Source organism: Herbaspirillum robiniae (genome assembly GCF_002213415.1).
Taxonomy (GTDB): Bacteria; Pseudomonadota; Gammaproteobacteria; order Burkholderiales; family Burkholderiaceae_D; genus Herbaspirillum; species Herbaspirillum robiniae.
In genome coordinates this window covers 1,042,064-1,066,975 of the sequence record NZ_NJGU01000001.1, presented here as the reverse complement: position 1 = coordinate 1,066,975, position 24,912 = coordinate 1,042,064, and the positions used below count along the sequence as shown (strand labels likewise).

Sequence of the window (24,912 nt, the reverse complement as noted above, 5' to 3'; positions counted from 1 at the left end):
GATCGGCGCCGCGCGCGATGGTTGATGGTGGGGCACGAGAGCGGTCCGGCGCGCGAACTTGGGGCGCGTTCTCACCATTGGCGTGCTTGCTCGCAATGCAGTCCCGCACGGCGGGAATGCCGTCGCCGCCGCGCCGGATCAGCGCGGGCCGGCGCCGGTGGCGGCGTAGTTCCAGATCGCGTTGACCAGTTCGTTTGTACTGCCGCGCACGCGGTACAGCGATACATCGAAACGGATGCGCAGGTTCTGCTCGCCCACCACCAAGAGGCGCCCCTCGGCGATGTCCTTGTGCACCAGGCGCTGCGGCAGCCACGCCACGCCGGTGCCGCGCACGGCCATCTCCTGGATCGACTCGTAGGAGTCGGCCTGGTAGACCATCTTCAGCGCCGGCTTCTGCTCCAGCTCGGCCAGGTGCTTGGCCAGCACGCCGCGCAACGTCAGCGTCTGCGAGAAGGCCAGCCAGGGCATGGCGCCGGCCTTGGCATCGAGCCGGTACAGCGGCTTGCCGCGCTTGTCGGGCGCGGACACCGGCAGCAGCAGTTCGTGCGCGATGGTCTGGGATTCGTAGCGCTGGTGGTCGATCAGCATGCGCGTGGCGGGACTGGAGTAGATCAGCAGGATGTCGGCCTCGCCGGCGGCCAGCTTCATGATCACATCCTGCGCGCCGCCGGTGGTGATCGAGACCGGGAACACGCCGCAATGCTGCTTGATGCCTTCGTACCAGTCGGGGAAGAAGGTCTGCGACAGCGTGCGCCCGGTGGCCAGGCGCAGCACCTTCTCGGTCTCGGCGGAGGACTCCTGCAGTTGGGCGCGCGCGGCGTAGAGCACGTCCACCGAATTGTGCGCCGCGTCCAGGAACAGCTTGCCGGCGCGGGTCAGGGTCACCGGCTGGGTGCGCGTGACCAGCTCGGCGCCCACCCATTGCTCCAGCGCCTTGATGCGGCGCCCGAACGCGGGATGGGTCACGAAGCGGTTTTCGGCCGCGCGCGAAAAGCTGCGCGTGCGCGCCAGTTCGATGAAGTCTTCCAGCCAGACGAGATGCACTTGCGGTTCCTTTGCCTTGGGCGCGCGGAGTGCGCGCGCGTTGTCGATCGGTGCGGAAAGAGCAAGACCTGTTCCAAACGAGGGCTGCCTGTATTGGAGCGCGATTGTAGCGCCAAACTTGCGGCGCCAAACGGCGAGGATTGCGCAAGAGGCGCGGCAAGGATGGCGCGGCAAGAAAAAAGGCCACGGATTGCTCCGTGGCCCGCAGTGAAATGCAGCGGCGAGGCGTTTTTCGCGCTTCTGCGGCCGTTGTTCAGGCGGCCGGCCGATGCTACAGGGAGGCGGTTCAGAAGGCCGGGACGACGGCGCCCTGGTACTTTTCCTCGATGAACTTCTTGACGTCAGGCGAGTTCAGCGCGGCGGCCAGCTTCTTGATGGCGGGGCTGTCCTTGTTGTCTTCGCGTGCCACCAGCAGGTTGGCGTAAGGCGAGTTGGCGTCTTCGATGAACAGCGAATCCTTCACCGGGTTCAGCTTGGCTTCAAGCGCATAGTTGGTGTTGATCAGGGCGACGTCGACCTGGTTGAGCACGCGCGGCAGGGTGGCCGCTTCCAGGGCGCGGAACTTCAGCTTCTTCGGGTTCTCGACGATGTCCTTCTGGGTCGACGAGATGTTGGAGGTGTCCTTGAGCTTGATCAGGCCGTTGCGGGCCAGCAGCAGCAGGGCGCGGCCGGAGTTGGACGGATCGTTGGGGATGGCGATGGTGGCGCCATTGGGGATGTCGGCCAGCTTCTTGTACTTTTGCGAGTAGGCGGCGAAGGGCTCGACGTGGACCTTGGCGACCGACACTTCAACGTCGTTCTTGTGGGCCTTCTTGAACTGGTCGATGTAGGGCTGGTGCGCGAAGAAGTTGCCGTCGACCTGCTTCTCGTTGGTCTGCGCGGCCGGCTGCACGTAGTCGGTGAACACCTTCACCTGCAGGTCGATGCCTTCCTTGGCCAGCGCCGGCTTGATGTGTTCCAGGATCTCGGCGTGCGGCACCGGGGTGGCGGCGATCACCAGCTTGTCGGCGGCGTGCGCGCCGATGGACAGCGCCAGTGCGGCGCCGGCGAGCAGGGGGGAAATCAGTTTGCGGGACATGTCTATGCTCCAGTCTTGTTGTGAGGGGTAAAAATCATTTACGGGTAAAGCGCAGCACCAGGCGGTCGCCGAAGAACTGCAGCAGCTGCACCAGTACCACCAGGATGGCCACGGTCACCACCATCACTTCGGTCTGGAAGCGCTGGTAGCCGTAGCGGATCGCCAGGTCGCCCAGTCCGCCGCCGCCGATCACGCCCGACATCGCGGCATACGACATCAGCGTGATGGCGGTGATGGTCACGGCCGCCAGCAGCCCAGGCAGCGCCTCGGGCAGCAGCGCGCCGAAGATGATCTGGCGGCGCCGCGCGCCCATGGCGGTACAGGCCTCGATCACGCCGCGGTCGATCTCGCGCAGCACGCTTTCGGTCAGTCGCGCGAAGAACGGCGCGGTGCCGATCACCAGCGGCGGGATCGCGCCGGTCACGCCCAGCGAGGTGCCGACCAGCCACAGCGTGAACGGGATCAGCACGATCAGCAGGATCAGGAAGGGCACCGAGCGCAGCACATTCACCAGCAGCGACAGCACCAGGTAGATGCCGCGCTGCTCCAGCAGCTGGCGGCGGTTGGTCAGGAACAGCAGGATGCCCAGCGGCAGGCCCAGCAGCACCGTGAAGAACAGCGAGCCGCCGGTCATGGCCAGGGTTTCGAGCGTGGCGTCCCAGACTTCGCTCCAGTCGATTTGCGACAGGGCGCCTTGCAATACCTCGATCAGGACGCTCATGCCAGCACCTCGTGGTCGATGCCGGAGTGGCGCAGGCGCTCCAGCACTTGCGCCACCGCATGTTCGCCGCCGGAGAACTCCACCAGCAATTGTCCGTAGGGCGTGTCCTTGATGCGCGAGACCGTGCCGCGCACGATGGTGGCCAGCGCCGCGGTCGCCGCCGTCAGCTGCGACAGGATGGGCTGCGCGGCCAGCTCGCCGGCGTAGGTCAGGCGCACCAGCTTGCCGCCTTCGCGGCGCTGGTAGTAGAGGTCGTTCTCGTCCCAGGCATGGCTCTCGGCCAGCAGCGCGCGCGTGACCGCATGCTGCGGACGCAGGAAGATGTCGACCACCTTGCCATGTTCGGCGACGGCGCCGGCATCGAGCACCGCGACACGGTCGCAGATGCTGCGGATGACTTCCATCTCGTGCGTGATGAGCACGATCGTCAGGCCCAGCTTGCGGTTGATTTCCAGCAGCAGGCGCAGGATGGAGGCGGTGGTTTCCGGATCCAGCGAGGAGGTGGCCTCGTCGCACAGCAGCAGGCGCGGCGTATTGGCCAGTGCGCGCGCGATGCCCACGCGCTGCTTCTGGCCGCCCGAGAGTTGCGAGGGATACTGGTCGCGATGTGCTTCCAGTCCGACCAGCTGCAGCAGCTCGTCGACGCGCGCGGCGCGTTCTTCGCGGCTGTAGCGGCCGGTGATCTTGAGCGGCCAGTCGATGTTCTGGGCGACGGTCTTGGCGTTGAGCAGGTTGAAGTGCTGGAACACCATGCCGACGCGCTGGCGCAGCTCGAGCAGGGCCTCATGGCCGAGCGCGGTGATGTCTTCGCCGTCGATCAGCACGCGGCCGTCATCGGGGCGCTCAAGCAGGTTGAGGGTGCGGATCAGCGTGCTTTTGCCGGCGCCGGAGCGGCCGATGATGCCGAAGATTTCGCCTTGGGCGATGTCCAGGTTGATGTCCTGCAGGGCGATGATGTCGCGCTTGTTGGCCTGGTATTTTTTATGTAGGTGTTCGATGCGAATCACGGTGGGTCAATCTTTGTAAGATGACCGAGTCTAACTTTTGGTTATTTGGGCGGGAAGTTCTTAATAGTTTTTTGCTTATGAGGAAAAGCGATTAAGGAAATGATGGATTTGTTGTTTTGGCATTTTTGGGTTGATTGGGGGAGTGATTACTTAATTTAAGTATGTTGTATCCCTTCCTTCCTTCCTTCCTTCCTTCCTTCCTTCATCTCCGTCATCTCCGTCATCTCCGCCATCCCGGCGCAGGCCGGGATCCAGTGTCGTTCGTTGTGCTTCTGTGAACTCCGTTCGGACTGAGTAGCCGCTCATGCGGCGTATCGAAGTCAGCGTGCATGCGGTTGTTCTTATTTGGGTAGTCTGGTCTTGCTGCATGCGGATGTACTGGCTCTGGTCCTATCTTTCTCCGGTCGGGACGGAGCGCCGGGGGCGGCCCGGCAGCCGCTCACTTTTCTTGCTCCGCCAAGAAAAGTAAGCAAAAGAAGGCGGCCCCTAAGGTCCAGCCCCTCCTGCGGAGGGGTACCCGGCGGAGCGCGGGGAAAAATGGGAAAGGAGGCAAGTCGCTACGCTCCGGCCTCCTTTCTGATCCATTTTTCCCCGCCCTCCGCCGGCTGGCCCCCAAGGGGAAAGCGTAACTGCCTCGCCTTCGGCATCGGGATGGGTAGGGAGGTGCGCGACCATGGGTTGTGGATGGGATCGGAGGGAGATGGATGACGGATGTAAACGGCAGGCTGGGAGTACCTGCTTGAACAACGACGCAAGAGATCGCGCTTCGAGAACCCGAAGCCGAAGGCGAGCAGCAAGCGACGCGATGCCGCAGGCGAGCCGGACAGGCTTTCCCCTTGGGATCCAGCCGCCGGAGCGCGCTGAAAAATGGATCAGCAAGACAGTCGAGCGAAGCGACTCTGTCTTGCCCATTTTTCAGCGCGCTCCGGCGGGCACCCCGAAGGGGCTGGATCTTAGGGGCCGCCTTCTTTTGCTTACTTTTCTTGGCGGAGCAAGAAAAGTGAGCGGCTGCCGGGCCGCCCCCGGCGCTCCGTCTCGACCGGAGAAAGATAGGCATAGAGCCAGTACATCGGCATGCAGCAAGACCAGACTACCCAAATAAGAACAACCGCATGCATGCTGACTTCGATACGCCGCACAAGCGGCTACTCAGCCAGAACGAGGTTCAGAGAAGCGCAACGAACGACACTGGATCCCGGCCTTCGCCGGGATGACGGAGATGGGAGCGGCTGCATCTTCACGCATCAAGCTTCAGAGATGCAAAGGCGCAGAGACGCAGGACGCCGAGATGCGGAGATGCGGAGATGCGGAGATGCGGAGATGCGGAGATGCGGAGATGCGAAGAGGCGGAGAGGCGGAGGCACCAGACACAACATCCCGCCCGCAAAGCAGCACGACGAAAAAAACGAGGGTAGCGAAGAACGAAAAAAGACAAAACACAAAAACGACAAAGGGAGCACCCGGCTCCCCCTGCATCAGCAATCAGCGATCAGTAGTCAGCAATCAAAAGCACCAACTACTCACCTCAATCCACCACCTCCAGCGCCAGCACCTGCCTCACCGTCGCCGCCACATAATCAATCTCCGCCTCGGTGGTTCCGCGACCCAGCGAGAAGCGCACCGCATTGCGGGCCACCTCCGGCGCGCGGCCGATGGCCAGCAGCACGAAGGACGGGGCCGAGGCCGCGCTGTTGCAGGCCGAGCCGGCCGATACCGCGATGCCCAACAGCTGGCTGCCCAGCGTGCCATAGCGCGTCGGCGGGAAGCTGACGTTGAGGTTGTGCGGCACGCGGTTGACGGCGCAGCCGTTGAGCCGCACGCCGGGCAGGCCGGAGATGCCGGCCCACAGGCGGTCGCGCAGGGCGGTGATGCGGGCGGCTTCCTCGGCCAGCAGCTTGCCGGCCAAATCGAACGCCTCGCCCATGCCCACGATCTGGTGCGTGGCCAGGGTGCCGGAGCGCATGCCGTTCTCATGGCCGCCGCCGTCGATCTGGGCTTCCAGCTTCAGCTGCGGGTTGTGGCGCACATACAGCGCGCCGATGCCCTTGGGGCCGTAGACCTTGTGGGCGGAGAAGGACATCAGGTCCACCTTCAGCCGCTGCAGGTCGATGCCGATCTTGCCGGCCGCCTGCACCGCGTCGACGTGGAACACGATGCCGCGCGCGGCGCAGATCTCGCCCAGCGCGGCGATCGGCTGGATCACGCCGATCTCGTTGTTCACATACATGACCGAGGCCAGAATGGTGTCGTCGCGCAAGGCGGCGGTGAACTGTTCGACGGTGACCAGGCCGTCCTCGCCCGGCTTCAGGTAGGTGACGTCGAAGCCCGCACGCTCCAGCGTGTCCATGGTGTCCAGCACCGCCTTGTGCTCGGTGGCCACCGTGATCAGGTGCTTGCCGCGGCCCTGGGCGCGCAGCGCGTGGGCGGTGCCTTTCAGGGCCAGGTTGTTGGATTCGGTCGCGCCCGAGGTCCAGACGATCTCCGAGGCCTGCGCGCCCACCAGTGCGGCCACCTGCGCCCGGGCCTTCTCGACCGCGCGCCGGGCTTCCCAGCCGAAGGGGTGCGAGCTGCTGGCGGCGTTGCCGAACTTGTCGGTGAGGAAGTCGCACATGACCCGGGCGACCTGCGGGTCGACCGGCGTGGTGGCGCCATAGTCCAGATAGATGGGGAAGGTGACACCGGCGGGCGGGCGACAGGGAGCGGGGGCGTTCATGACGGGCGGATCCAGGGAAATCGAGCGAAAACGGTTCTACATTACGCCTCGTTCCTTATTCGGAAAACGAACATAAATTCATTTCAATATGCAATTTATGATGGTTAAGTCCGGCGAAGGGGCGGCGGGCGCGCTTGCCTCAATGCATAACGTCCCATGCAGCCTGGCGGACGACGGGGCGGCAAGCCAAAGGCCGGAAGTATGGCCAATTCCCGGTAGGCCTGAACTTCCTGCATTAGCTTATACAAAATTATTATACTGAAATAGAATAAATACAAACCTATAATCCGAAAATCATATGCAAGGATCCTGATCAAGGACTTGCCAGGATTCCTGAGGATTTCCATGGATTTGAACCAGCTCGAGGCTTTCGCCGCGGTGATGACGATAGGCAGCGTGACCGGCGCCGGGCGCAGCCTGGGTCGTTCGCAGCCGGCCATCAGCAAGGCCATCGGCGACCTCGAGGGCGAGCTGGGCTATGCGTTGTTCGACCGCAACGGGCCGCGCGTGACGCCCACCGGCAAGGCTTTCCTGCTGTACGAGGAAGTCGAGCGCTCGCTGGTCGGCCTGCGCAGCATCCGCGAGCGCGCCGTCGAGATCGGGCGCGAAGAGGCGCAGCCGGTGCACCTGGTGGCCACGCCTGCGCTGGCCTCGACCATCGCCCCGGCGGCGCTGCAGATGGTGGCGCAGGGCGGCGGCGAGTTTCCCGAACACATCCACCTGCGCAGCGCCTCGGCCGAGCAGGTGGTGCATGCGGTGCTGCACCGTACCGTCAGCCTGGGCCTGACCAGCCTGCCGGTGGCGCACCGCGGGCTGGAGCTGCACTGGATCGGCGAGGCGCCCTGCGTGGCGGTGCTGCGGGCGGATCATCCGCTGGCGGGCAAGGACAAGATCACCCGCGCCGCGCTGCGCGGCGAGCGCGTGATCACCATGTCCAACCGTTACCGGCTGCGCCAGCGTATCGAGACCGCGTTGGGGGACGACAAAGGTGACAAGCCGCTGGACGTGGCGATCGATACCAACACTTCCTTCAACGCCATCATGGCCGCGCATGCCGGCCTCGGGGTGGCGCTGGTGGAGCCGATCACGGCGCTGGGCATGCCCATCGAAGGGCTGGTGGTGAAGAAGCTGGCGGTCGACATACCGTTCTATTTCGGCGTGGTGACGCCCTTCGGACGGCCGGTGGAAGGCATCACCCGCGCGCTGATCGACGCGGTGGAAACCTCGGCGCGCAACATCCTGCACGGCTTCGTCAAGCGCGACGCGGCCGAGCACGACGAGTTGCTGTGACGGACAAGCCTTGGCCAGCGCACCGGGATGGCGCCGCCGGGCGGCAGTAGCAGGCAGGAACAACGAATAACCAACAAGAGACGGCGGCGGTTCGCGGCGACGCGGATTGCGGCGTCTCTTTCATGCATTGAAGGGGCGACATGCTCAATACCGAAACCACGGGGGCGATCGGACTGGCCGCGCTGGAAGCGCGCCTGCGCCAGGACATCGAATGGCTGGCCTTGCCCGGCAAATCGTGGACGCCCAAGGTGGAGCGCGACGGCGCGCCGGTCATCGACGTGGCCATCATCGGCGGCGGACAGGCCGGCATGGCGGCCTCGGTCGCGCTGACCCACCTGGGCATTCCCAATGTCATCTACGACCAGTCGCCGAAGGACTTCGAAGGCCCCTGGGCCACCACCGCGCGCATGGAAACCCTGCGCTCGCCCAAGACCCTGACCGGCCCTGCGCTGGGCTTTTCCACGCTGACCTTCCGCGCCTGGTTCGAGGCGCAGTTCGGCCTGGCGGCGTGGGACGCGCTGGACAAGATCCCGCGCCTGCAATGGATGGATTACCTGCGCTGGTTCCGCCGCGTGATGGACCTGGACGTGCGCAACGAGCATCGCGTGCTGGCCGTGCTGCCGCGCGCCGACGGCGTGGTCGAGCTGAAGCTGCAGTCGCCGCAGGGCGAAAGCGCCGTGCTGGCGCGCCGCGTGGTGCTGGCCACCGGCCGCGACGGCCTGGGCGGCGCCTACCTGCCGCCGCTGGTGGAGCAACTGCCGCGCGATCGCTGGGCGCACTCCTCCGACGTCTATGACTACGCGCAGCTGAAGGGCAAGCGCGTGGGCGTGGTCGGCGGCGGCTCGTCGGCCATGGACAGCGCGGCCACCGCGCTGGAGCAGGGCGCCGCGCGCGTGGACCTGCTGATCCGCCGCAAGGAACTGCCGCGCATCAACAAGGGCAAGGGCTCGGGCAGCCCGGGCCTGGTCAACGGCCACCAGCACCTGCCGGACGCCTGGAAGTGGCGCATCCGCCATTACGTCAACCTGCAGCAGGTGCCGCCGCCGTCGGGCAGCACGCGCCGCGTGTCGCGCTTTTCCAATGCGCGATTCCTGCTGGGCACCGCCATCGACAGCGTGGCCGTCAAGGACGACGGCGCGCTGCTGCTGCAGACCAACCGCGGTTCGCTGGAACTGGATTTCCTGTTCTTCTCCACCGGCTTCCAGGTCAACTGGGGCGCGCGTCCCGAGTTCGCCGCCATCGCGCCGCACATCCTCGCCTGGGGCGACCGCTACACGCCGCCGGCCGGCGAAGAAGACGCCGAGCTGCGCGACATGCCCTACCTCGGTCCGGTGTTCGAGTTCCAGCAGAAGACGCCAGGCGCTCTGCCGGGCCTGGAGCGCGTACACTGCTTCTGCTATCCCGCCACCGCCAGCCACGGCACCGTCTCCGGCGACATTCCCGCCATCAGCGACGGCGCCTACCGCCTGGCGCAAGGCATCGCCTCGCTGATGTACGGCGAGGACGTGGAATACCACTACCGCAATATCGAAGCCTATGAAGAGCCCGAACTGGCCGGCGACGAGTGGACGCCTTCGCCATGGGAATTGCCGGAGCTGCCCCGATGAGCATGGCGATCGCAAAGAGCGTGCTGCAGGCGCTGATGGTGGTGCTGCTGATGACGGTGATCGTCTTCTTCGGCCTGCACATGATCGGCAACCCGGTCGACATCCTGATCGGCCAGGACGTCGACCAGGTCGACCGCCTGCGCATCATCAAGGAGCTCGGCCTGGACCAGCCGGTGTGGCGCCAGTACCTGTCCTTCCTCAACGGCGCGCTGCACGGCAACCTGGGCAACAGTTTCGTCTATAACGCGCCGGCCATCCTGCTGATCTTCCAGCGCCTGCCGGCCACGCTGGAGCTGGCCTTCGCCGCGCTGATCCTGGCGCTGGCCGTCGGCATCCCGCTGGGCCTGTTGGCCGGCCTGAAACCCGACCATCCGTTCTCGCGCCTGGTGATGACCAGCAGCATCCTCGGCTTTTCGCTGCCGACCTTCTGGATCGGGCTGATGCTGATCATGGCCTTCTCGGTCTCGCTGGGCTGGCTGCCTTCGGGCGGGCGCGGGCAGACCGGCGAGCTGTTCGGCGTGCAATGGTCGTGGCTGACCGCCGACGGCTGGCGCCACATGATCCTGCCGGCGATCAACCTGTCGCTGTTCAAGATTTCGCTGGTGATCCGGCTCACGCGCGCCAACGTGCGCGAGGTGCTGCCGCTGGACTTCGTCAAGTTCGCGCGCGCCAAGGGCCTGTCGCGCTCGCGCGTGGTGCTGATGTACGTGCTGCGCAATACGCTGATCCCGCTGGTGACGGTGGTGGGCCTGGAGTTCGGCTCCACCATCGCCTTCGCGGTGGTGACCGAGAGCATCTTCGCCTGGCCCGGCGCCGGCAAGCTGATCCTGGACAGCATCAACGCGCTGGACCGCCCGGTGATCGTGGCTTACCTGATGGTGATCGTCTGCATGTTCGTCTTTATCAACCTGGTGGTGGATGTGCTCTACAAGATCCTGGATCCGCGCGTGCGGGTGGAGGCCAAGGCATGAGCGCGCAGGAACCGATCATGACGCAAGAGCAGGTGCGGGCCAGGGTGGCCGAGCTGTCGGCCTTCCAGGCGCCGCGCCGCGAGTCGCCCTGGCGCCGCGTGATGCGCCATTTCATCGCCTCCAGGTCGGCCATGCTGGGCCTGGCCGTCGTGCTGCTGCTGATCGTGGCGGCGGTCGTCGCGCCCTGGATCACGCCGCAGAACCCGTACGACCTGATGCAGCTGGACGTGCTCGACTCGCGCCTGCACCCCGGTTCGCCCAACGGCGCCGGCACCTTCACCTATTGGCTGGGCACCGACGGCCAGGGCCGCGACCTGGTCTCGGCCATCCTCTACGGCCTGCGCATCAGCGTGGGCATCGGCGTGGGCTCGGCGCTCATCGCCGGCGTCATCGGCACGCTGGTGGGCCTGCTGGCGGCTTATGCCGGCGGCAAGGTCGATACCGTGCTGATGCGCCTGGCCGACCTGGTGCTGTCCTTCCCCTCGATCCTGGTGGCCATGCTGATCCTGGCCTATGTCGGCAAGGGCATCTTCAACGTGATGGCCACGCTGGTGGTGCTGGAGTGGGCCTACTACGCGCGCACCGCGCGCGGCCAGGCGCTGGTGGAGCGCCGCAAGGAATACGTGGAGGCCGCGCGCGGCCTGAACCTGTCGTCCTGGCGCATCATGGTGCGCCACATCCTGCCCAACTGCCTGCCGCCGCTGATCGTGATCGGCACGCTGCAGGTGGCGCGCGCCATCACGCTGGAGGCGACGCTGTCCTTCCTCGGGCTGGGCGTGCCCATTACCGAACCGTCGCTGGGCCTGCTGATTTCCAACGGCTACCAGTACATGCTTTCCGGCGAATACTGGATCAGTTTCTATCCCGGTATTGCGCTCCTGGTGGTGATCGTCGCCATCAACCTGGTGGGCGACCGCCTGCGCGACATCCTGAACCCGAGGTGGCAGAAGTGAGCGCGCCGAACAATATCCCGACCCTCGAGGTGCGCAACCTGCGCACCCATTTCTTCACGCCCGACGGCGTGCTGCCGGCGGTGGACGACGTCTCGCTGACGATTGCCCGCGGCCGCATCCTGGGCCTGGTCGGCGAGTCCGGCTCGGGCAAGAGCGTCACCGGCTTTTCCATCCTCGGCATGGTCGACGCGCCGGGCAGGGTGGTCGGCGGCGAGATCCTGTTCCAGGGCCGCGACCTGGTGAAGATGGACCGCGCCTCGCTGCGCGAACTGCAGGGCAACCGCATCGCCATGATCTTCCAGGATCCGATGATGACGCTGAACCCGGTGCTGAAGGTCGAGGCGCAGATGGTCGACGCCGTGCTCGCGCACAGCAAGATGAGCCGCCAGCAGGCGCGCGAACTGGCGCGCGACACGCTGGGCATGATGGGCATCGCCAGTCCGGAAGAGCGCCTGCAGGCCTATCCGCACCAGCTCTCAGGCGGCATGCGCCAGCGCGTGGCGATCGCCATTGCCATGCTGCACAAGCCCGACCTGATCATCGCCGACGAGCCGACCACGGCGCTGGACGTCACCATCCAGGCGCAGATCCTGTCGGAAGTGCAGAAGATGGCGCGCCAGCACGGCACCTCGCTGGTCTGGATCACCCACGACCTGTCGGTGGTGGCGGGCCTGGCCGACGAGGTGGCGGTGATGTACGCCGGGCGCATCGTCGAGCAGGGCAGCGTGGGCGAGGTGCTCGACGCGCCGCTGCATCCCTACACCCAGGGCCTGATCGGCAGCTTGCCCAGCAACAACCGGCGCGGCGCGCGCCTGCGCCAGATTCCGGGCATGACGCCCAACCTGCTGCACCTGCCGCCGACCTGCGCGTTTGCCGCGCGTTGCGAGCGCGTCAGCCAGCAATGCCTGACGGCGCCGGCCATCAGCGAGCCGCTGCCCGGCCACCTGGTGCGTTGCTTCCATCCGGCGCAGCAGGCCAGCAATACCGAAGTGAAGGCGAACCATGGATAAGGCAGTCACCCCCATCATCGAAACCCGCGCCGTCAGCCGCCGCTTCGGCGAGCGTCGCCAGGGCTGGCTGGAGCGCCAGCTGCAGCAGCGCGGCTGGTCGCGTCCGCCCGCGGTCACGCGCGCCCTCGACCAGGTCGACCTGAAAGTGATGCCTGGCGAAGTGGTCGGGCTGGTCGGCGAATCCGGCTGCGGCAAGTCCACGCTGGGCCGCATCGCCTGCGGCCTGCTGGACCCGTCCGACGGCCAGGCGCTGGTCAACGGCCGCGACCGCGCCGTGCTCACCCGCGCCGAGCAGGATGCCGCGCGCCTGCAGGTGCAGATGATCTTCCAGAACCCCTACGCCAGCCTCAACCCGCGCCTGCGCATCGACCAGATCGTGGGCGAGGCGGCGCAGGTCAACGGCAAGGTCGAGGGCGACCTGGACGACTACGTCTGCCGCCAGCTGATGCGCGCCGGCCTCGACCCGGCGCTGCGCGACCGCTATCCGCACCAGTTCTCCGGCGGCCAGCGCCAGCGCATCGGCATCGCCCGCGCGCTGGCGGTGCAGCCGGAGATGCTGGTCTGCGACGAGGCGGTGGCGGCGCTGGATGTGTCGATCCAGGCGCAGATCCTCAACCTCTTCATGGACCTGCGCGAAGAGCTGGGCCTGACCTATCTGTTCATCAGCCATGACCTGGGCGTGGTGGAGCATGTCTCCGACCGCGTGGTGATCATGTACCTGGGCCGGGTGGTGGAGAGCGCGCCGGTGGGCGAGCTGTTCGGCCGCCCCAACCATCCCTATACGCAGGCGCTGCTGGCCGAAGTGCCGCGCATGTCGGCGCGCAAGAAGGAGTTCACCGCCATCAAGGGCGAGATCCCCAGCCCGCTCAATCCGCCGGCCGGCTGCCATTTCAACCCGCGCTGCCCGTATGCCACGCAGCGCTGCCGCGAAGAGCAGCCGGCGCTGAGAGAGATCGCGCCGGGGCACATGAGCGCCTGCCATCTCAACGACGGCTGAACCGGCGGCCCGACCGAACGCAACACCGCAGTAAAACAACCGCAGAAACCGAAACGAAGAATCCCTGCTTGCTTACAACCTGACCAACACAGAGGAAACAGCACATGAAAAAGACCCTTCTGACCCGCCTGCTGGCCGTCGCCCTGACCGGCGTGGCCCTGGCCTCGGCCGCGGACGCCGCCCGCGCGCAGAACCTCAACATCGCCTTTGCCGATCCGCTGTCCTCGCTCGATCCGCAACTGAACAACCACGCCGGCGACCGCTCGGTGGACCTGCATTTCTGGGACCTGCTGGTCCAGAACGACTACAACAAGCTGGTGCCGGGCCTGGCGCTGAGCTGGAAGAACATCGATCCCAAGACCTGGGAGTTCAAGCTGCGCCCCAACGTCAAGTGGCAGGACGGCAAGCCCTTCACCGCCGATGACGTGATCTTCTCCTACCAGCGCGCGCGCGCCGTGCCGGGCAGCGTGGCGACCTTCGCCGGCTACCTGCGCACGGTGGAGTCGGTCACCGCCAAGGATCCGCTGACCCTGGTCATCAAGACCAACATCCCCAACCCGGACCTGCCGCTGAACCTGGCCTCGGTGCACATCGTCAGCAAGCACGTGGGCGAGAAGTCGCAGACCGAGAACTACAACAGCGGCGCGGCCGTGGTCGGCACCGGTCCCTACAAGTTCGTCTCCTACACCCCGGGCGACCGCGTGGTGATGCAACGCAACGACGACTACTGGAACGGCCGTGCGATCTGGGACAAGGTCAACTACCGCTACATCAACAACGGCGCGGCGCGCACCGCGGCGCTGCTGTCGGGCGACGTGGACGTGATCGACAAGGTGTCGGTATCCGACCTGGCCAAGCTGAAGCAGTCGCCCAACGTCAAGGTCTACCCGTACAACGGCCTGCGCGTGCTGCTGATCCAGCCGACCTTCCACGAAGGCCCGAGCCCCTTCATCACCGACAACGCCGGCAAGCAGCTCGAGAAGAATCCGCTGCTGGACGTGCGCGTGCGCCGCGCCATGTCGCTGGCGATCAACCGCAAGGCCATCATCGACCGCATCCTGCAGGGCGCGGCCACCGAGGCCAACCAGTGGATGCCGTCGGACACCTTCGGCTACAACCCGGAGATCAAGAACATCCCCTTCGACGCCGCCCAGGCCAAGAAGCTGCTGGCCGAAGCCGGTTTCCCCGAGGGCTTCAAGCTGACCATCCACGTACCCAACGACCGCTATCCGCAAGCGCCTGAAACCATGCAGGCGGTGGCGCAGTTCTGGACCCGCATCGGCATCAAGACCCAGGTCGAGGTGCTGCCGTGGGCGTCGTACTCCTCGCGCGCCAACAAGAGCGAGTTCGCGGTCTCGGTCCTGGCATGGGGCAACGGCACCGGCGAAGCCAGCTACGCGCTGGTCAACGTGCTGGGCACGGTCGACGCCAAGAAGGGCATCGGCGCCTCCAACTGGAACCACTACAGCAACCCGGCCGTGGACCGTGCGCTGGCCGATTCCACCGCGGAGTTCGACGCCGCCAAGCGTGAAGCCATCCTGCGCGGTTCGGCCAAGGTGGTGTCCGACGACGTCGGCATCATCCCGCTGTACCACTACCAGAACATCTGGGCTGCCAAGAAGGGCCTGAAGGTCACGCCCATCAGCAGCGACCGCACCACCGCCATGATGGTCACCCAGGACAAGAAGTAAGGCCATGCCCAACTTCTCGATCGAGGCCAGCCCGGCCGACGACCTGATCGACGTGCCGCGCCGCATCGTGGTGCGCGGCGCGCATCCGGGCGAGCCGGTGCGGGTGTCGTCGTCGACCGTGCGCAACGGCGTGGAGTGGCAGAGCAGCGCCTGCTTCATCGCCGACGCGCACGGCGACGTCGACCTGTCACGCAACCGCGCCGTCGACGGCGACTACACCGGCATCGACGCCATGGGCCTGTTCTGGTCGCAACGGCCGCTGCAGGAGGGAAAGCGCGACAACTTCCATGCCGACGTGGCCGAGCCGCTGGTCACCACGCTGACGGTGTCGTCGCTGAGCGCGCCGGGGCTGGCGCCGTGCACCCCGGCCAGCACGCAGCTGGTGCAGCGGCTGGCGGCCGAGGGCGTCACGCGGCGCGAGGTGAGGGAAGAGGGACTGGTCGGCACGCTGTTCCTGCCGGCCACACCCGGCCCGCACCCGGCAGTGATGATCGTCAACGGTTCCGGCGGCGGCATCAACGAGCCGCGCGCGGCGCTGTATGCCTCGCGCGGTTACGCAGCCTTCGCGCTGGCCTACTTCAAGGCGCCGGGCCTGTCCGACTACATCTCCAACACGCCGCTGGAATACTTCGCGCGCGGCCTCGACTGGCTGCGCGCGCAAGTGCAACCCAAGGACGATTTCGTCGCCATCAGCGGCCAGTCGCGCGGCGGCGAGCTGGTGCTGCTGCTGGGCTCGGTGTTCCCCGGCAAGGTCTCGGCGGTATTGGCCTATGTGCCCAGCGCGCTGGTGCACAGCGGCCAGAACGCGGCCGATCCGGCGGTCGGCCGGGAAGGGCCGACCTGGCTCCTGCGCGGCCAGCCCTTGCCGCATCAGTGGCAGGACAACCGCACCGCCAGCTGGAAGCCCTTCGACGAAGGCCCGTCGCCGCACCGCCATGAACTGGCGATGCTGACCGCGCTGGCCGATCCGGAGGCGGTGGCGCGGGCGCGTATTCCCGTAGAGCGCATTACCGCGCCGGTGCTGCTGCTGTCGGCCACCGACGACGGCTCCTGGCCCTCGGCGTTGTATTGCAAGATCGTCAGCGACAAGCTGGTCGAGGTCGCGCACCCGTGGCCGGTGGTGTGGCGCAACTACGTCGACGCCGGCCATTCCATCCTGTTCCCGTTCGTGCCGACCACCCAGACCACCTACGCGCATCCGGTCTCGGGCCGCATCAGCACCGGCGGCGGCGAGCCCCGGGCCAACGCCCGCGCCGATTTCGACTCGTGGCAGCAGGCGCAGGCGTTCCTGCGCGAGGCTGTCGACAAGCATTCATCTCAAAAGGATTCCCCATGAGCACTCCCGTCTACGACATCAACAGCGATGTCATCGACCAGCTGGCCGGCGTTGAGGCCGGCAGCCCGCTGCACGCCCTGCGCCACCAGCGCGACAAAGTCGCTGTGGCGTCGCAAGGCAGCTACGACACCCTGTTCGACCCGGCGCTGGAAGGCATCGGCCTGGACGAACGCCTGCTGGTGGCGCTGTACGCCAGCCGCCTGGCCGGCGCCGCCGACCTGGCCGCGCATTATCGCCAGCGCGCGCTGGCGGCCTCGGCCGATGCCGCGCAACTGGCGGCCGCCGAGAGCGGCGAGCCGGAACAGCTGGACGGCGCGCAGCACACCCGCGTGCGCGCCATGCTGGTCTTCACCCGCGCGCTGACCAAGCGCCCGGTCGAGGGCGACAAGGCCGCCATCGAGAAGCTGCCGGCCGCCGGCATCAGCACGCCGGCCGTGGTGGCGCTGTCGCAGCTGATCGCCTTCGTCTCCTACCAGCTGCGCGTGATCGCCGGCCTGAAGGCAATGAAACTGGCCGGCGTGTCGACGCCCGCTGCCAACTGAGCAAAGGAACGGACATGACTGAGATCGTCAAATCGAACGGCTTCACCAACGAATCGCTGGACTGGGACGCCTGGCTGGACGTCGTCGAGCTGGAGCGCGCCACCGAAGACCAGGTCAAGGTGCTGGAAGAGAGCAACGTCAAGGCCAAGAGCTCGGACTACTACCTCTTCCTGGTGCACCAGCCGGACATCCTGCGCCAGCGCTCGAACGCCTTCAACGCCATCATGTACGCCCCCGGCGGCATGTCGCGCGCCGAGCGCGAGCTGGGCTCGCTGGTGGTGTCGCGCGTGAACGGCTGCGTGTACTGTGCCTCGGTGCACGCCCAGCGCTTCGAGCAATACGCCAAGCGCAACGACACGGTGCAGCAGGTGTTCGACAATCCCCACGGCTCCGGCATCGACGCGCGCGAGAAGGCCATCGTGCAGTTCTCGATCGACCTCACCGAGCGTCCGGACGACGTGCGTCCCGAGCAGATCCAGGCGCTCAAGGATGTCGGCCTGAGCGACATCGAAGTGCTGGACCTGATCCACTCGGTGGCCATCTTCGCCTGGGCCAACCGCCTGATGCTCAACCTGGGCGAGCCGGTGTTCCCCGACGGCAGCAAGGCCGAAGGCTGATTTTTTGACCAAGAAAGCAAAGGAGACCCCATGCTGATTCCCGATCATCTCGTCTATGCGGAAACCCACGAATGGGTGAAGGTGGAGGACGACGGCACGCTGACCGTCGGCATCACCGACTTCGGCCAGGAGCAGCTGGGGACGCTGGTCTATGTGGACATGCCGGCCGTGGGCAAGCAGTTCAAGCGCGGCGGCGAATGCGGCATCGTCGAGTCCAACAAGACGGCATCGGACCTGCATGCGCCGGTCGATGGCGAAGTGGTGGCCATCAACGAGTCGCTGGCGCAGACGCCGGACGCCATCAACGGCGCGCCTTACGAGCAGTGGATTTTCAGGCTGAAGCCCGCCGTGCCGTTTTCGGCGGAGGGTTTCCTGGACGCTGCGGGTTATATCAAGCTGGTGTCCTGACGGCTGTCTCCGTCAGACCTGGCAGGGCGGGTCTGACGGTAGCGTGAACGACGCCGGGTCCCGGCGTCTTTGTTTTTTTGTCTTTCGCCGCGCATCGCGCCACCACGAGCGCAGCGCGGCAACTCAGGACGCAGAGCGCGCCGCGCGGATATCGAAGGCCCCGCCGGTCTGCGCGCGGTCGCGCAAGGTAACCGCCTTCTTCCCCAATAGCGGGAACACCAGTTCGGCGAAACGTATCGATTCCTCCAGGTGCGGATAGCCGGACAGCACGAAGGTGTCCACGCCCAGCTCCACATACTCCTGCAAGCGTTCGGCCACCGTGGCGGCGTCGCCCACCAGCGAGGTGCCGGCGCCGCCGCGCACCAGGCCTACGCCGGCCCACAGGTTGGGCGCGATCTCCAGTTTGTCGCGCCGGCCGCCGTGCAGCGCCGCCATGCGCCGTTGTCCCACCGAATCCATGCGCGCGTAGTTCTTTTGCGCATTGGCGATGTCGTCGTCGGTCAGTTTGCTGATCAGGCGATCCGCATCGGCCCAGGCTTCTTCACCGGTCTCGCGCACGATCACATGCAGGCGCACGCCGAAGCGCACGGTGCGTCCCCGCCTGGCCGCGCGTGCGCGCACGTCGGCGATCTTCTGCGCCACCGCCGCCGGCGGTTCGCCCCAGGTGAGATAGGCGTCCACATGCGTGGCCGCCAGCTCGTGCGCGGCGTCCGACGAGCCGCCGAAGTACAGCGGCGGGTAGGGCTGCTGCACGGCCGGGTGGAATACCTGCCCCTTGTTGATGCGGAAATGCTTGCCCTCGTAGTCCACCGTCTCGCCCTGCAGCAGGCGGCGCCAGATGGTGAGGTATTCGTCGGCGGCTTCATAGCGCTCGTCGTGCTTGAGGAACACGCCGTCGGCCTCCAGTTCGGTGGCGTCGCCGCCGGGCACCACGTTGAGCAGCAGGCGACCGTTGAGGGCCTGGTCCAGCGTCGCGGCCTGGCGCGCCGACGGGCCGGGGCCGCCCAGCGAGGTGCGCAGCGCCACCAGCAGCTTGATCCGGTGCGTCACCGGCACCAGGCTCGAGGCCACCACCCACGGGTCCAGGCAGGATGCGCCGGTGGGGATGAGCAGGCCGTCGTAGCCGAGGTTCTCGCTGGTGACGGCGATCTGGCGCATGTAATCGATGGTCGGCGCGCGACCGAAGTCGGAGGTGCCGAGATAGCGGGTGTCGCCGGAGGTGGGGAGAAACCAGAAGATGTCGGGGGCCATGCGGGCGTTTCCTTGCCTGATGCGTTGTTGGATCGGTCTGCTATTAGAGCGCCCCCGGTTGCGGATGCCTAAGAATGTTTTTGCATGTTCTTAGGCGGAAAAAATGATTGGCTCCCTCCGCTTCAATCCCGATAACTGTTGCCGGTTTGAAATCACCTCCGCCGCCACGACCGGCCCGTCGCCCCGCGCCGTGGCGGATCGGCCGCATGGCGCCGCATCGCGTGCCCGGTTCCTGGCTGCCTCTCCCCATTTTGATACACGTCAATACCGCCCGGAGCCCCTCCCCGTAAGCTCGCACTGGACAGTACTCAACACAGTGGGGAGAGTTTCGTGAGCAAAGAAAATAGCTACAACTACAAGGTGGTTCGCCAATTTTCAGTGGCGACCATCCTGTGGGGCGTAGTCGGGATGCTGGTCGGCGTGTTCATCGCCGCCCAGCTGGCATGGCCAGAACTGAACATGGGGATCCCCTGGCTGAGCTTCGGCCGGCTGCGGCCCCTGCATACCAATGCGGTGATCTTCGCCTTCGGCGGCAGCGCGCTGATGGCGACTTCCTACTACGTCGTCCAGCGCACCTGCCAGGTACGGCTGTTCTCCGATTTCCTGGCGGCCTTCACCTTCTGGGGCTGGCAGCTGGTGATCGTGGGCGCGGCGATCTCGCTGCCGCTGGGGCTGACCCGCGGCAAGGAATACGCCGAGCTGGAGTGGCCGCTGACCATCCTGATCGCGGTGGTGTGGGTGGCCTACGCGGTGGTGTTCTTCGGCACCATCGTCAAGCGCCGCGTGCAGCACATCTACGTGGCCAACTGGTTCTACGGCGCCTTCATCATCGCGGTCGCCATCCTGCACATCGTCAACGGCATGACCATGCCGGCCACGCTGACCAAGTCGTACTCGATGTACAGCGGCGCGCAGGACGCGATGATCCAGTGGTGGTACGGCCATAACGCGGTGGGCTTCTTCCTGACCGCGGGCTTCCTGGGGATGATGTATTACTTCATCCCCAAGCAGGTCAATAAGCCGGTGTACTCCTACCGCCTGTCGATCGTGCACTTCTGGGCGCTGATCTTCACCTACATGTGGGCCGGCCCGCACCACCTGCATTACACCGCGCTGCCGGACTGGACGCAGTCGCTGGGCATGGTGTTCTCGCTGATCCTGCTGGCGCCGTCCTGGGGCGGCATGATCAACGGCATGATGACGCTCTCGGGCGCCTGGCACCTGCTGCGCACCGATCCCATCCTGAAGTTCCTGGTGGTGTCGCTGTCCTTCTACGGCATGGCCACCTTCGAGGGCCCGATGATGGCCATCAAGACCGTCAACGCCTTGTCCCACTACACCGACTGGACCATCGGCCACGTGCATTCCGGCGCGCTGGGCTGGGTCGGCTTCATCACCATGGGCTCGATGTACTACCTGATCCCGCGCCTGTCGGGCAAGACCCAGATGTATAGCCGCGACCTGATCGAGATCCACTTCTGGGTGGCCACCATCGGCATCGTGCTCTATATCGCCGCGATGTGGATCGCCGGCGTGATGCAGGGCCTGATGTGGCGCGCCGTCAACAGCGACGGCACGCTGACCTACACCTTCGTGGAAAGCGTCAAGGCGACCTATCCGTACTACGTCATCCGCCTGATGGGCGGCCTGATGTACCTGGCCGGCATGCTGGTCATGGCCTACAACACCTGGCGCACGATGCGCGGCACCACGCTGGCGGTCGCGCCGATTCCTGCCGTCGCCGGCGCTGCGCACTGATTGGGGAAGAGAATGAAGTTTTCGCATGAATGGATCGAAAAGAACCCCTGGCTGCTGATCGGCCTGGTGCTGCTGGTGGTGAGCATCGGCGGCCTGGCCGAGATCGTGCCGCTGTTTTTCCAGAAGTCGACCACGGAGCCGATCGCCGGGCTCAAGCCTTACTCGGCGCTGCGCCTGGCCGGCCGTGACGTGTACATCCGCGAGGGCTGCTACAACTGCCACTCGCAGATGATCCGCCCGCTGCGCGCCGAGACCGAGCGCTACGGCCACTACTCGGTGGCCGGCGAGTCGGTCTACGACCACCCGTTCCAGTGGGGCTCCAAGCGCACCGGTCCTGACCTGGCGCGCGTAGGCGGCCGCTACAGCGACGAATGGCATCGCGCCCACCTGCACAACCCGCGCGACGTGGTGCCGGAGTCCAACATGCCGGCCTATCCGTGGCTGGAGCAGACGAAGCTGGATCGCTACGACATCGTCTCGCGCATGCGCGCGCTGAAGCGCATCGGCGATCCCTATACCGAAGAAGAGATCAAGAATGCGCCGGCCGAGCTGGCCGGCAAGACCGAGCAGGATGCGCTGATCGCCTACCTGCAAGGACTGGGCGTGCTGATCAAGGCGGAGAGATAAGACCATGACTGAATTTTTCACTGATGCGCGCAGCCTGATCACGCTGGCCAGCTTCATCACCTTCGCCGGCATCCTCTGGTGGACCTACGTCAGCCACAAGCCAGCCGACTTCAAGCAGGCCGAGATGCTGCCTTTCCTCGACGGCGACGTCGGCCAGCCGGCCGCGGCCGCGCAAGCAGACGAGGAGGCGCGCCATGGCTGATTTCACCAGCGGTTTCTGGAACATTTGGATCATCGTGCTCACCGTGCTGGGCATTCTCGGCTGCGGCCTGCTGCTGTGGCAGCAGTCGACCTGGAAGGTGAAGAAGGGCGACCAGCCGGTCGCCGGCTCCACCACCGGTCACGTCTGGGACGAGGACCTGACCGAGCTGAACAACCCGCTGCCGCGCTGGTGGATGTGGATGTTCTATATCACCATCTTCTTCTCGGTCGGTTACCTGGTGGCCTATCCGGGCCTTGGCAACTTCGCCGGCACGCTGGGCTGGCAGTCGACCTCCGAGCACGACGACGACGTCAAGGCTGCCAACGCCAAGTACGGCCCGCTGTTCGACGGCTTCATGAAGCAGGATCTCAAGGCCGTGGCGGCGGACCCGCAGGCGCATGCCATCGGCGAGCGGCTGTTCCTGACCTATTGCGCCCAGTGTCACGGCTCGGATGCGCGCGGCAACAAGGGCTTCCCCAACCTGACCGACGATGACTGGCTGCATGGCGGCGCCCCCGAGACCATCAAGGAAACCATCATGAAGGGCCGCCACGGCGTGATGCCGCCGATGGCCGCGGCGGTGGGCAGCGACAAGGATGTCGACAACGTCGCCAACTACGTGCTGAGCCTGTCGGAATCCACGCATGACCCGATCAAGGCCGAGCTGGGCAAGTCCAAGTTCGGCGCCTGCATGGCCTGCCACGGCGCCGGCGGCCGCGGCAACCAGGCCATCGGCGCGCCCAACCTGTCGGACAAGATCTGGCTCTACGGCGGCAGCATCGACACCATCAAGGAAACCATCAACAAGGGCCGCGACAACACCATGCCCGCGTTCGGCGAGTTCCTGGGCGAGCCCAAGGTGCATGTGCTGGCGGCGTATGTGTGGAGCCTGTCGAACAGGCCGAGCAACGCAGCAGCAAAGTAATACCTTCCTGTCGTCCCGCGCAAGCGGGAACCCGGCGGTGGTGCTCCGCTCACGAGGCGCGACACGCGCCGCCGGGACGACGGGTTTCTTCGAAGGCATCAGATGAATTCCAAGCAAGCCAAGGGGGCCAAGCCTCCTCCCAGCCAGGGCAGGGAAGAATACGCGGTCATCCGCATGTACGAGGCGCGCGAGCAGATCTATCCGCGCGAGATCAAGGGACGCTACGCCAGCCTGCGCTGGCTGTGCGTGTTTCTGACGCAGCTGGTGTTCTACGGCCTGCCGTGGATCAACTGGAACGGCCGCCAGGCGGTGCTGTTCGACCTCGGCGCGCGCAAGTTCTACCTGTTCGGCCTGGTGCTGTGGCCGCAGGATTTCATCTGGCTGGCGGCGCTGCTGATCATCTGCGCCTTCGGCCTGTTCCTGTTCACCGCGGTGGCGGGGCGGGTGTGGTGCGGCTACGCCTGTCCGCAGACGGTCTACACCGAAATCTTCATGTGGATAGAGCGTCGCATCGAAGGCACGCGCAGCGCGCGCATGCGGCTGGACCGCCAGCCCTGGTCGTTCGACAAACTGTGGCGCAAGTCGGCCAAGCACCTGGCCTGGGGCGCGGTGGCGCTGTGGACCGGCATGAGCTTCGTCGGCTATTTCTCGCCGATGCGCGAGCTGCTGCCGGAGCTGGCGGCATTCGCCTTCGGCCCCTGGGAGATGTTCTGGATCCTGTTCTACGGCTTTGCCACCTACGGCAACGCCGGCTGGATGCGCGAGCAGGTGTGCAAGTACATGTGCCCCTACGCGCGCTTCCAGAGCGCCATGTTCGACCGCGATTCGCTCATCGTCACCTATGACGGCGGCCGCGGCGAGCCGCGCATGCCGCAGGCCAAGGCTGCCAAGGCTGAAGGCCGTGCCGGCGACTGCATCGACTGCACGTTGTGCGTGCAGGTCTGCCCGACCGGCATCGACATCCGCCAGGGCCTGCAATACATGTGCATAGGCTGCGCCGCCTGCGTCGACGCCTGCGACAGCGTGATGGACAAGATCGGGCGCGCCCGCGGGCTGATCCGCTACTCCACCGAGAACGCGGTGGAGCAGCGTCTGCCGGCGTCCGCGATCCGGCGCCGCCTGCTGCGTCCGCGCATCCTGATCTACACCGCCATCCTGGGCGCCGTGGTCGCGCTGTTCGCTGGTTCGCTGTGGATCCGCACGCCGGTCAAGCTGGACGTGATCCGCGATCGCGGCTCGATGGGGCGCGAGGTGGAGGACGGCATCATCGAGAACGTCTACCGCCTGCAGATCATCAACACCGACGAGCGCGGCCATCGCTACCGCATCAGCGCCACCGGCATCAATGGCCTGGCGGTGGCGCCGGCCGACGCGATCGAAGTGGCCGCGACCCAGACCCTGTCGGTGCCGGTGCGCGTGCGCGCGCCGCACGGCGCCGGCGAGAGCGGCTCCAACAAGATCCGTTTCGAATTGCAGGCCGAGGACGAGCCGGCGCTCCACGTGAGCGAGAAGGCCGTGTTCATCGTCCCGCGCCGCTGACCCCAACCCTGTGAGGAAACCATGCAAAGCGCATCTCCAAGTTTGTCTCCCGGCGCCACCGGCGCGCCCTGGTATCGCCATCGCTGGCCCTGGCTGCTGATGGCCGGCCCGGCCATCGTGGTGGTGGCCGGCCTGTCTACCGTCTGGCTGGCCGTGGTGCGCGGCGACGCGCTGGTGGCCGACGACTACTACAAGCAGGGCAAGGCCATCAACAAGGACCTGCGGCGCGACCGCGAGGCCTGGCGCCTGGGCGCGCAGATCGCGCTGTCCTACGACCCGGCCGCGCGCCTGCTGCGCGGCCGCGTGCAGATGAAGCAGATGCCCGCCGCCGGCGAACAAGGGCGCACGCTCTTCCTCAGCCTGGTGCATCCGACCCAGCCCGCCAAGGACCGCGCGCTGATCGCGCAGGCCGCGGCCGACGGCAGTTTCGCGGTGCCGGTGGACGAGCTCGAACAGGCGCGCTGGCGCCTGGTGGCCGAGGACGGCAGCCGCGCCTGGCGCCTGCACGGGAGCTGGAGCTGGCCGCAACAGCGGCAGGTGGAAATGAGCGCCGAGGCCTATGCGCCGGCCGAATAGCGCGCTAAGCTGAAGGCACTGCATCCATGAAGCCGGCCACAAGACCGGC

Annotated in this window: 23 protein-coding genes; 17 read left to right on the top strand and 6 right to left on the bottom strand. The window is 66.2% G+C overall.

All coding sequences use genetic code 11. From position 1 onward, the window contains the following. Positions 1-138: 138 nt before the first annotated feature. From CEJ42_RS04735 to CEJ42_RS04715, 5 genes are all read right to left on the bottom strand, one after another. Complete coding sequence (locus tag CEJ42_RS04735; protein WP_079215674.1) at positions 139-1,044, bottom strand: LysR substrate-binding domain-containing protein; 906 nt, start codon at positions 1,042-1,044, stop codon at positions 139-141. A gap of 286 nt (positions 1,045-1,330) precedes the next feature. After that, the gene (locus tag CEJ42_RS04730; RefSeq protein ID WP_079215673.1) at positions 1,331-2,122 is read right to left on the bottom strand and encodes a MetQ/NlpA family ABC transporter substrate-binding protein; all 792 of its coding nucleotides are present in this window, start codon (positions 2,120-2,122) and stop codon (positions 1,331-1,333) included. A gap of 34 nt (positions 2,123-2,156) precedes the next feature. Then, positions 2,157-2,843, bottom strand: coding sequence for a methionine ABC transporter permease (locus CEJ42_RS04725; protein WP_088750146.1), 687 nt, complete (start codon positions 2,841-2,843; stop codon positions 2,157-2,159). Then, on the bottom strand, positions 2,840-3,850 hold the full coding sequence (locus CEJ42_RS04720) for a methionine ABC transporter ATP-binding protein (protein WP_079215671.1): 1,011 nt from the start codon (positions 3,848-3,850) through the stop codon (positions 2,840-2,842). The genes CEJ42_RS04725 and CEJ42_RS04720 overlap by 4 nt, the downstream gene beginning before the upstream one ends. A 1,525-nt stretch (positions 3,851-5,375) precedes the next feature. After that, on the bottom strand, positions 5,376-6,563 hold the full coding sequence (locus CEJ42_RS04715; RefSeq protein WP_088750145.1) for an aminotransferase class V-fold PLP-dependent enzyme: 1,188 nt from the start codon (positions 6,561-6,563) through the stop codon (positions 5,376-5,378). A gap of 345 nt (positions 6,564-6,908) precedes the next feature. Here CEJ42_RS04715 and CEJ42_RS04710 point away from each other — a divergent pair, with 345 nt between their 5' ends. The 11 genes from CEJ42_RS04710 to gcvH all read left to right on the top strand — a co-directional run bounded on the left by CEJ42_RS04710 (position 6,909) and on the right by gcvH (position 17,985). Continuing rightward, positions 6,909-7,853 carry a LysR family transcriptional regulator gene (locus CEJ42_RS04710; RefSeq protein WP_079215669.1) on the top strand — a complete coding sequence of 315 codons (945 nt, stop codon included), beginning with the start codon at positions 6,909-6,911 and terminating at the stop codon, positions 7,851-7,853. Positions 7,854-7,993: 140 nt separating this feature from the next. Beyond that, positions 7,994-9,460, top strand: coding sequence for a SidA/IucD/PvdA family monooxygenase (locus tag CEJ42_RS04705; protein WP_088750144.1), 1,467 nt, complete (start codon positions 7,994-7,996; stop codon positions 9,458-9,460). Further along, positions 9,457-10,431 (top strand): ABC transporter permease, encoded by a 975-nt coding sequence (locus CEJ42_RS04700; RefSeq protein WP_079215667.1) that lies wholly within the window; start codon positions 9,457-9,459, stop codon positions 10,429-10,431. The genes CEJ42_RS04705 and CEJ42_RS04700 overlap by 4 nt, the downstream gene beginning before the upstream one ends. A gap of 17 nt (positions 10,432-10,448) precedes the next feature. After that, positions 10,449-11,384, top strand: coding sequence for an ABC transporter permease (locus tag CEJ42_RS04695; protein ID WP_088750234.1), 936 nt, complete (start codon positions 10,449-10,451; stop codon positions 11,382-11,384). Beyond that, positions 11,381-12,394 (top strand): ABC transporter ATP-binding protein, encoded by a 1,014-nt coding sequence (locus CEJ42_RS04690; protein ID WP_088750143.1) that lies wholly within the window; start codon positions 11,381-11,383, stop codon positions 12,392-12,394. Before CEJ42_RS04695 ends, CEJ42_RS04690 begins: the two co-directional genes overlap by 4 nt. Then, entirely contained in the window at positions 12,387-13,391 is a 1,005-nt protein-coding gene (locus tag CEJ42_RS04685) for an ABC transporter ATP-binding protein (protein WP_079215664.1), read from the top strand. The genes CEJ42_RS04690 and CEJ42_RS04685 overlap by 8 nt, the downstream gene beginning before the upstream one ends. A gap of 104 nt (positions 13,392-13,495) precedes the next feature. After that, on the top strand, positions 13,496-15,082 hold the full coding sequence (locus CEJ42_RS04680) for an ABC transporter substrate-binding protein (RefSeq protein WP_088750142.1): 1,587 nt from the start codon (positions 13,496-13,498) through the stop codon (positions 15,080-15,082). Between the two features lie 4 nt (positions 15,083-15,086). Further along, positions 15,087-16,418 (top strand): acyl-CoA thioester hydrolase/BAAT C-terminal domain-containing protein, encoded by a 1,332-nt coding sequence (locus CEJ42_RS04675; protein WP_088750141.1) that lies wholly within the window; start codon positions 15,087-15,089, stop codon positions 16,416-16,418. Next, a complete protein-coding gene (locus tag CEJ42_RS04670) occupies positions 16,415-16,960 on the top strand; it encodes a CMD domain protein (protein WP_079215661.1) in 546 nt (181 codons plus the stop codon). Before CEJ42_RS04675 ends, CEJ42_RS04670 begins: the two co-directional genes overlap by 4 nt. Positions 16,961-16,974: 14 nt before the next feature. Beyond that, positions 16,975-17,577: a peroxidase-related enzyme gene (locus CEJ42_RS04665; protein WP_088750140.1), complete on the top strand. Its 603-nt coding sequence runs from the start codon at positions 16,975-16,977 to the stop codon at positions 17,575-17,577. 30 nt (positions 17,578-17,607) lie between these two features. Next, complete coding sequence (gene gcvH, locus CEJ42_RS04660; RefSeq protein ID WP_079215659.1) at positions 17,608-17,985, top strand: glycine cleavage system protein GcvH; 378 nt, start codon at positions 17,608-17,610, stop codon at positions 17,983-17,985. A gap of 123 nt (positions 17,986-18,108) precedes the next feature. On the opposite strand, the gene ssuD is transcribed toward gcvH, so the two are convergent. After that, a complete protein-coding gene (ssuD, locus tag CEJ42_RS04655; RefSeq protein ID WP_088750139.1) occupies positions 18,109-19,236 on the bottom strand; it encodes an FMNH2-dependent alkanesulfonate monooxygenase in 1,128 nt (375 codons plus the stop codon). 330 nt (positions 19,237-19,566) lie between these two features. Here ssuD and ccoN point away from each other — a divergent pair, with 330 nt between their 5' ends. The 6 genes from ccoN to CEJ42_RS04625 all read left to right on the top strand — a co-directional run bounded on the left by ccoN (position 19,567) and on the right by CEJ42_RS04625 (position 24,863). After that, entirely contained in the window at positions 19,567-20,994 is a 1,428-nt protein-coding gene (gene ccoN, locus CEJ42_RS04650) for a cytochrome-c oxidase, cbb3-type subunit I (protein ID WP_079215657.1), read from the top strand. A gap of 12 nt (positions 20,995-21,006) precedes the next feature. Continuing rightward, positions 21,007-21,621, top strand: coding sequence for a cytochrome-c oxidase, cbb3-type subunit II (gene ccoO, locus CEJ42_RS04645; RefSeq protein ID WP_079215656.1), 615 nt, complete (start codon positions 21,007-21,009; stop codon positions 21,619-21,621). 4 nt (positions 21,622-21,625) lie between these two features. Beyond that, positions 21,626-21,823, top strand: a complete 198-nt coding sequence (locus CEJ42_RS04640; protein WP_079215655.1) for a cbb3-type cytochrome oxidase subunit 3 — start codon at positions 21,626-21,628, stop codon at positions 21,821-21,823. Then, positions 21,816-22,748 (top strand): cytochrome-c oxidase, cbb3-type subunit III, encoded by a 933-nt coding sequence (gene ccoP, locus CEJ42_RS04635; protein WP_079215654.1) that lies wholly within the window; start codon positions 21,816-21,818, stop codon positions 22,746-22,748. The genes CEJ42_RS04640 and ccoP overlap by 8 nt, the downstream gene beginning before the upstream one ends. Before the next feature lie 102 nt (positions 22,749-22,850). Next, the gene (gene ccoG / locus CEJ42_RS04630; RefSeq protein WP_088750138.1) at positions 22,851-24,287 is read left to right on the top strand and encodes a cytochrome c oxidase accessory protein CcoG; all 1,437 of its coding nucleotides are present in this window, start codon (positions 22,851-22,853) and stop codon (positions 24,285-24,287) included. Between the two features lie 21 nt (positions 24,288-24,308). After that, complete coding sequence (locus tag CEJ42_RS04625; RefSeq protein ID WP_088750137.1) at positions 24,309-24,863, top strand: FixH family protein; 555 nt, start codon at positions 24,309-24,311, stop codon at positions 24,861-24,863. Positions 24,864-24,912: the final 49 nt, after the last annotated feature.

Coding starts and splice junctions, on each gene's coding strand:
- CEJ42_RS04730 (WP_079215673.1), bottom strand. CDS start 2,122: ATGTCCCGCAAACTGATTTCCCCCCTGCTCGCCGGCGCCGCACTGGCG.
- CEJ42_RS04725 (WP_088750146.1), bottom strand. CDS start 2,843: ATGAGCGTCCTGATCGAGGTATTGCAAGGCGCCCTGTCGCAAATCGAC.
- CEJ42_RS04715 (WP_088750145.1), bottom strand. CDS start 6,563: ATGAACGCCCCCGCTCCCTGTCGCCCGCCCGCCGGTGTCACCTTCCCC.
- CEJ42_RS04710 (WP_079215669.1), top strand. CDS start 6,909: ATGGATTTGAACCAGCTCGAGGCTTTCGCCGCGGTGATGACGATAGGC.
- CEJ42_RS04705 (WP_088750144.1), top strand. CDS start 7,994: ATGCTCAATACCGAAACCACGGGGGCGATCGGACTGGCCGCGCTGGAA.
- CEJ42_RS04700 (WP_079215667.1), top strand. CDS start 9,457: ATGAGCATGGCGATCGCAAAGAGCGTGCTGCAGGCGCTGATGGTGGTG.
- CEJ42_RS04695 (WP_088750234.1), top strand. CDS start 10,449: ATGACGCAAGAGCAGGTGCGGGCCAGGGTGGCCGAGCTGTCGGCCTTC.
- CEJ42_RS04685 (WP_079215664.1), top strand. CDS start 12,387: ATGGATAAGGCAGTCACCCCCATCATCGAAACCCGCGCCGTCAGCCGC.
- CEJ42_RS04680 (WP_088750142.1), top strand. CDS start 13,496: ATGAAAAAGACCCTTCTGACCCGCCTGCTGGCCGTCGCCCTGACCGGC.
- CEJ42_RS04675 (WP_088750141.1), top strand. CDS start 15,087: ATGCCCAACTTCTCGATCGAGGCCAGCCCGGCCGACGACCTGATCGAC.
- CEJ42_RS04670 (WP_079215661.1), top strand. CDS start 16,415: ATGAGCACTCCCGTCTACGACATCAACAGCGATGTCATCGACCAGCTG.
- CEJ42_RS04665 (WP_088750140.1), top strand. CDS start 16,975: ATGACTGAGATCGTCAAATCGAACGGCTTCACCAACGAATCGCTGGAC.
- gcvH (WP_079215659.1), top strand. CDS start 17,608: ATGCTGATTCCCGATCATCTCGTCTATGCGGAAACCCACGAATGGGTG.
- ssuD (WP_088750139.1), bottom strand. CDS start 19,236: ATGGCCCCCGACATCTTCTGGTTTCTCCCCACCTCCGGCGACACCCGC.
- ccoO (WP_079215656.1), top strand. CDS start 21,007: ATGAAGTTTTCGCATGAATGGATCGAAAAGAACCCCTGGCTGCTGATC.
- CEJ42_RS04640 (WP_079215655.1), top strand. CDS start 21,626: ATGACTGAATTTTTCACTGATGCGCGCAGCCTGATCACGCTGGCCAGC.
- ccoP (WP_079215654.1), top strand. CDS start 21,816: ATGGCTGATTTCACCAGCGGTTTCTGGAACATTTGGATCATCGTGCTC.
- ccoG (WP_088750138.1), top strand. CDS start 22,851: ATGAATTCCAAGCAAGCCAAGGGGGCCAAGCCTCCTCCCAGCCAGGGC.
- CEJ42_RS04625 (WP_088750137.1), top strand. CDS start 24,309: ATGCAAAGCGCATCTCCAAGTTTGTCTCCCGGCGCCACCGGCGCGCCC.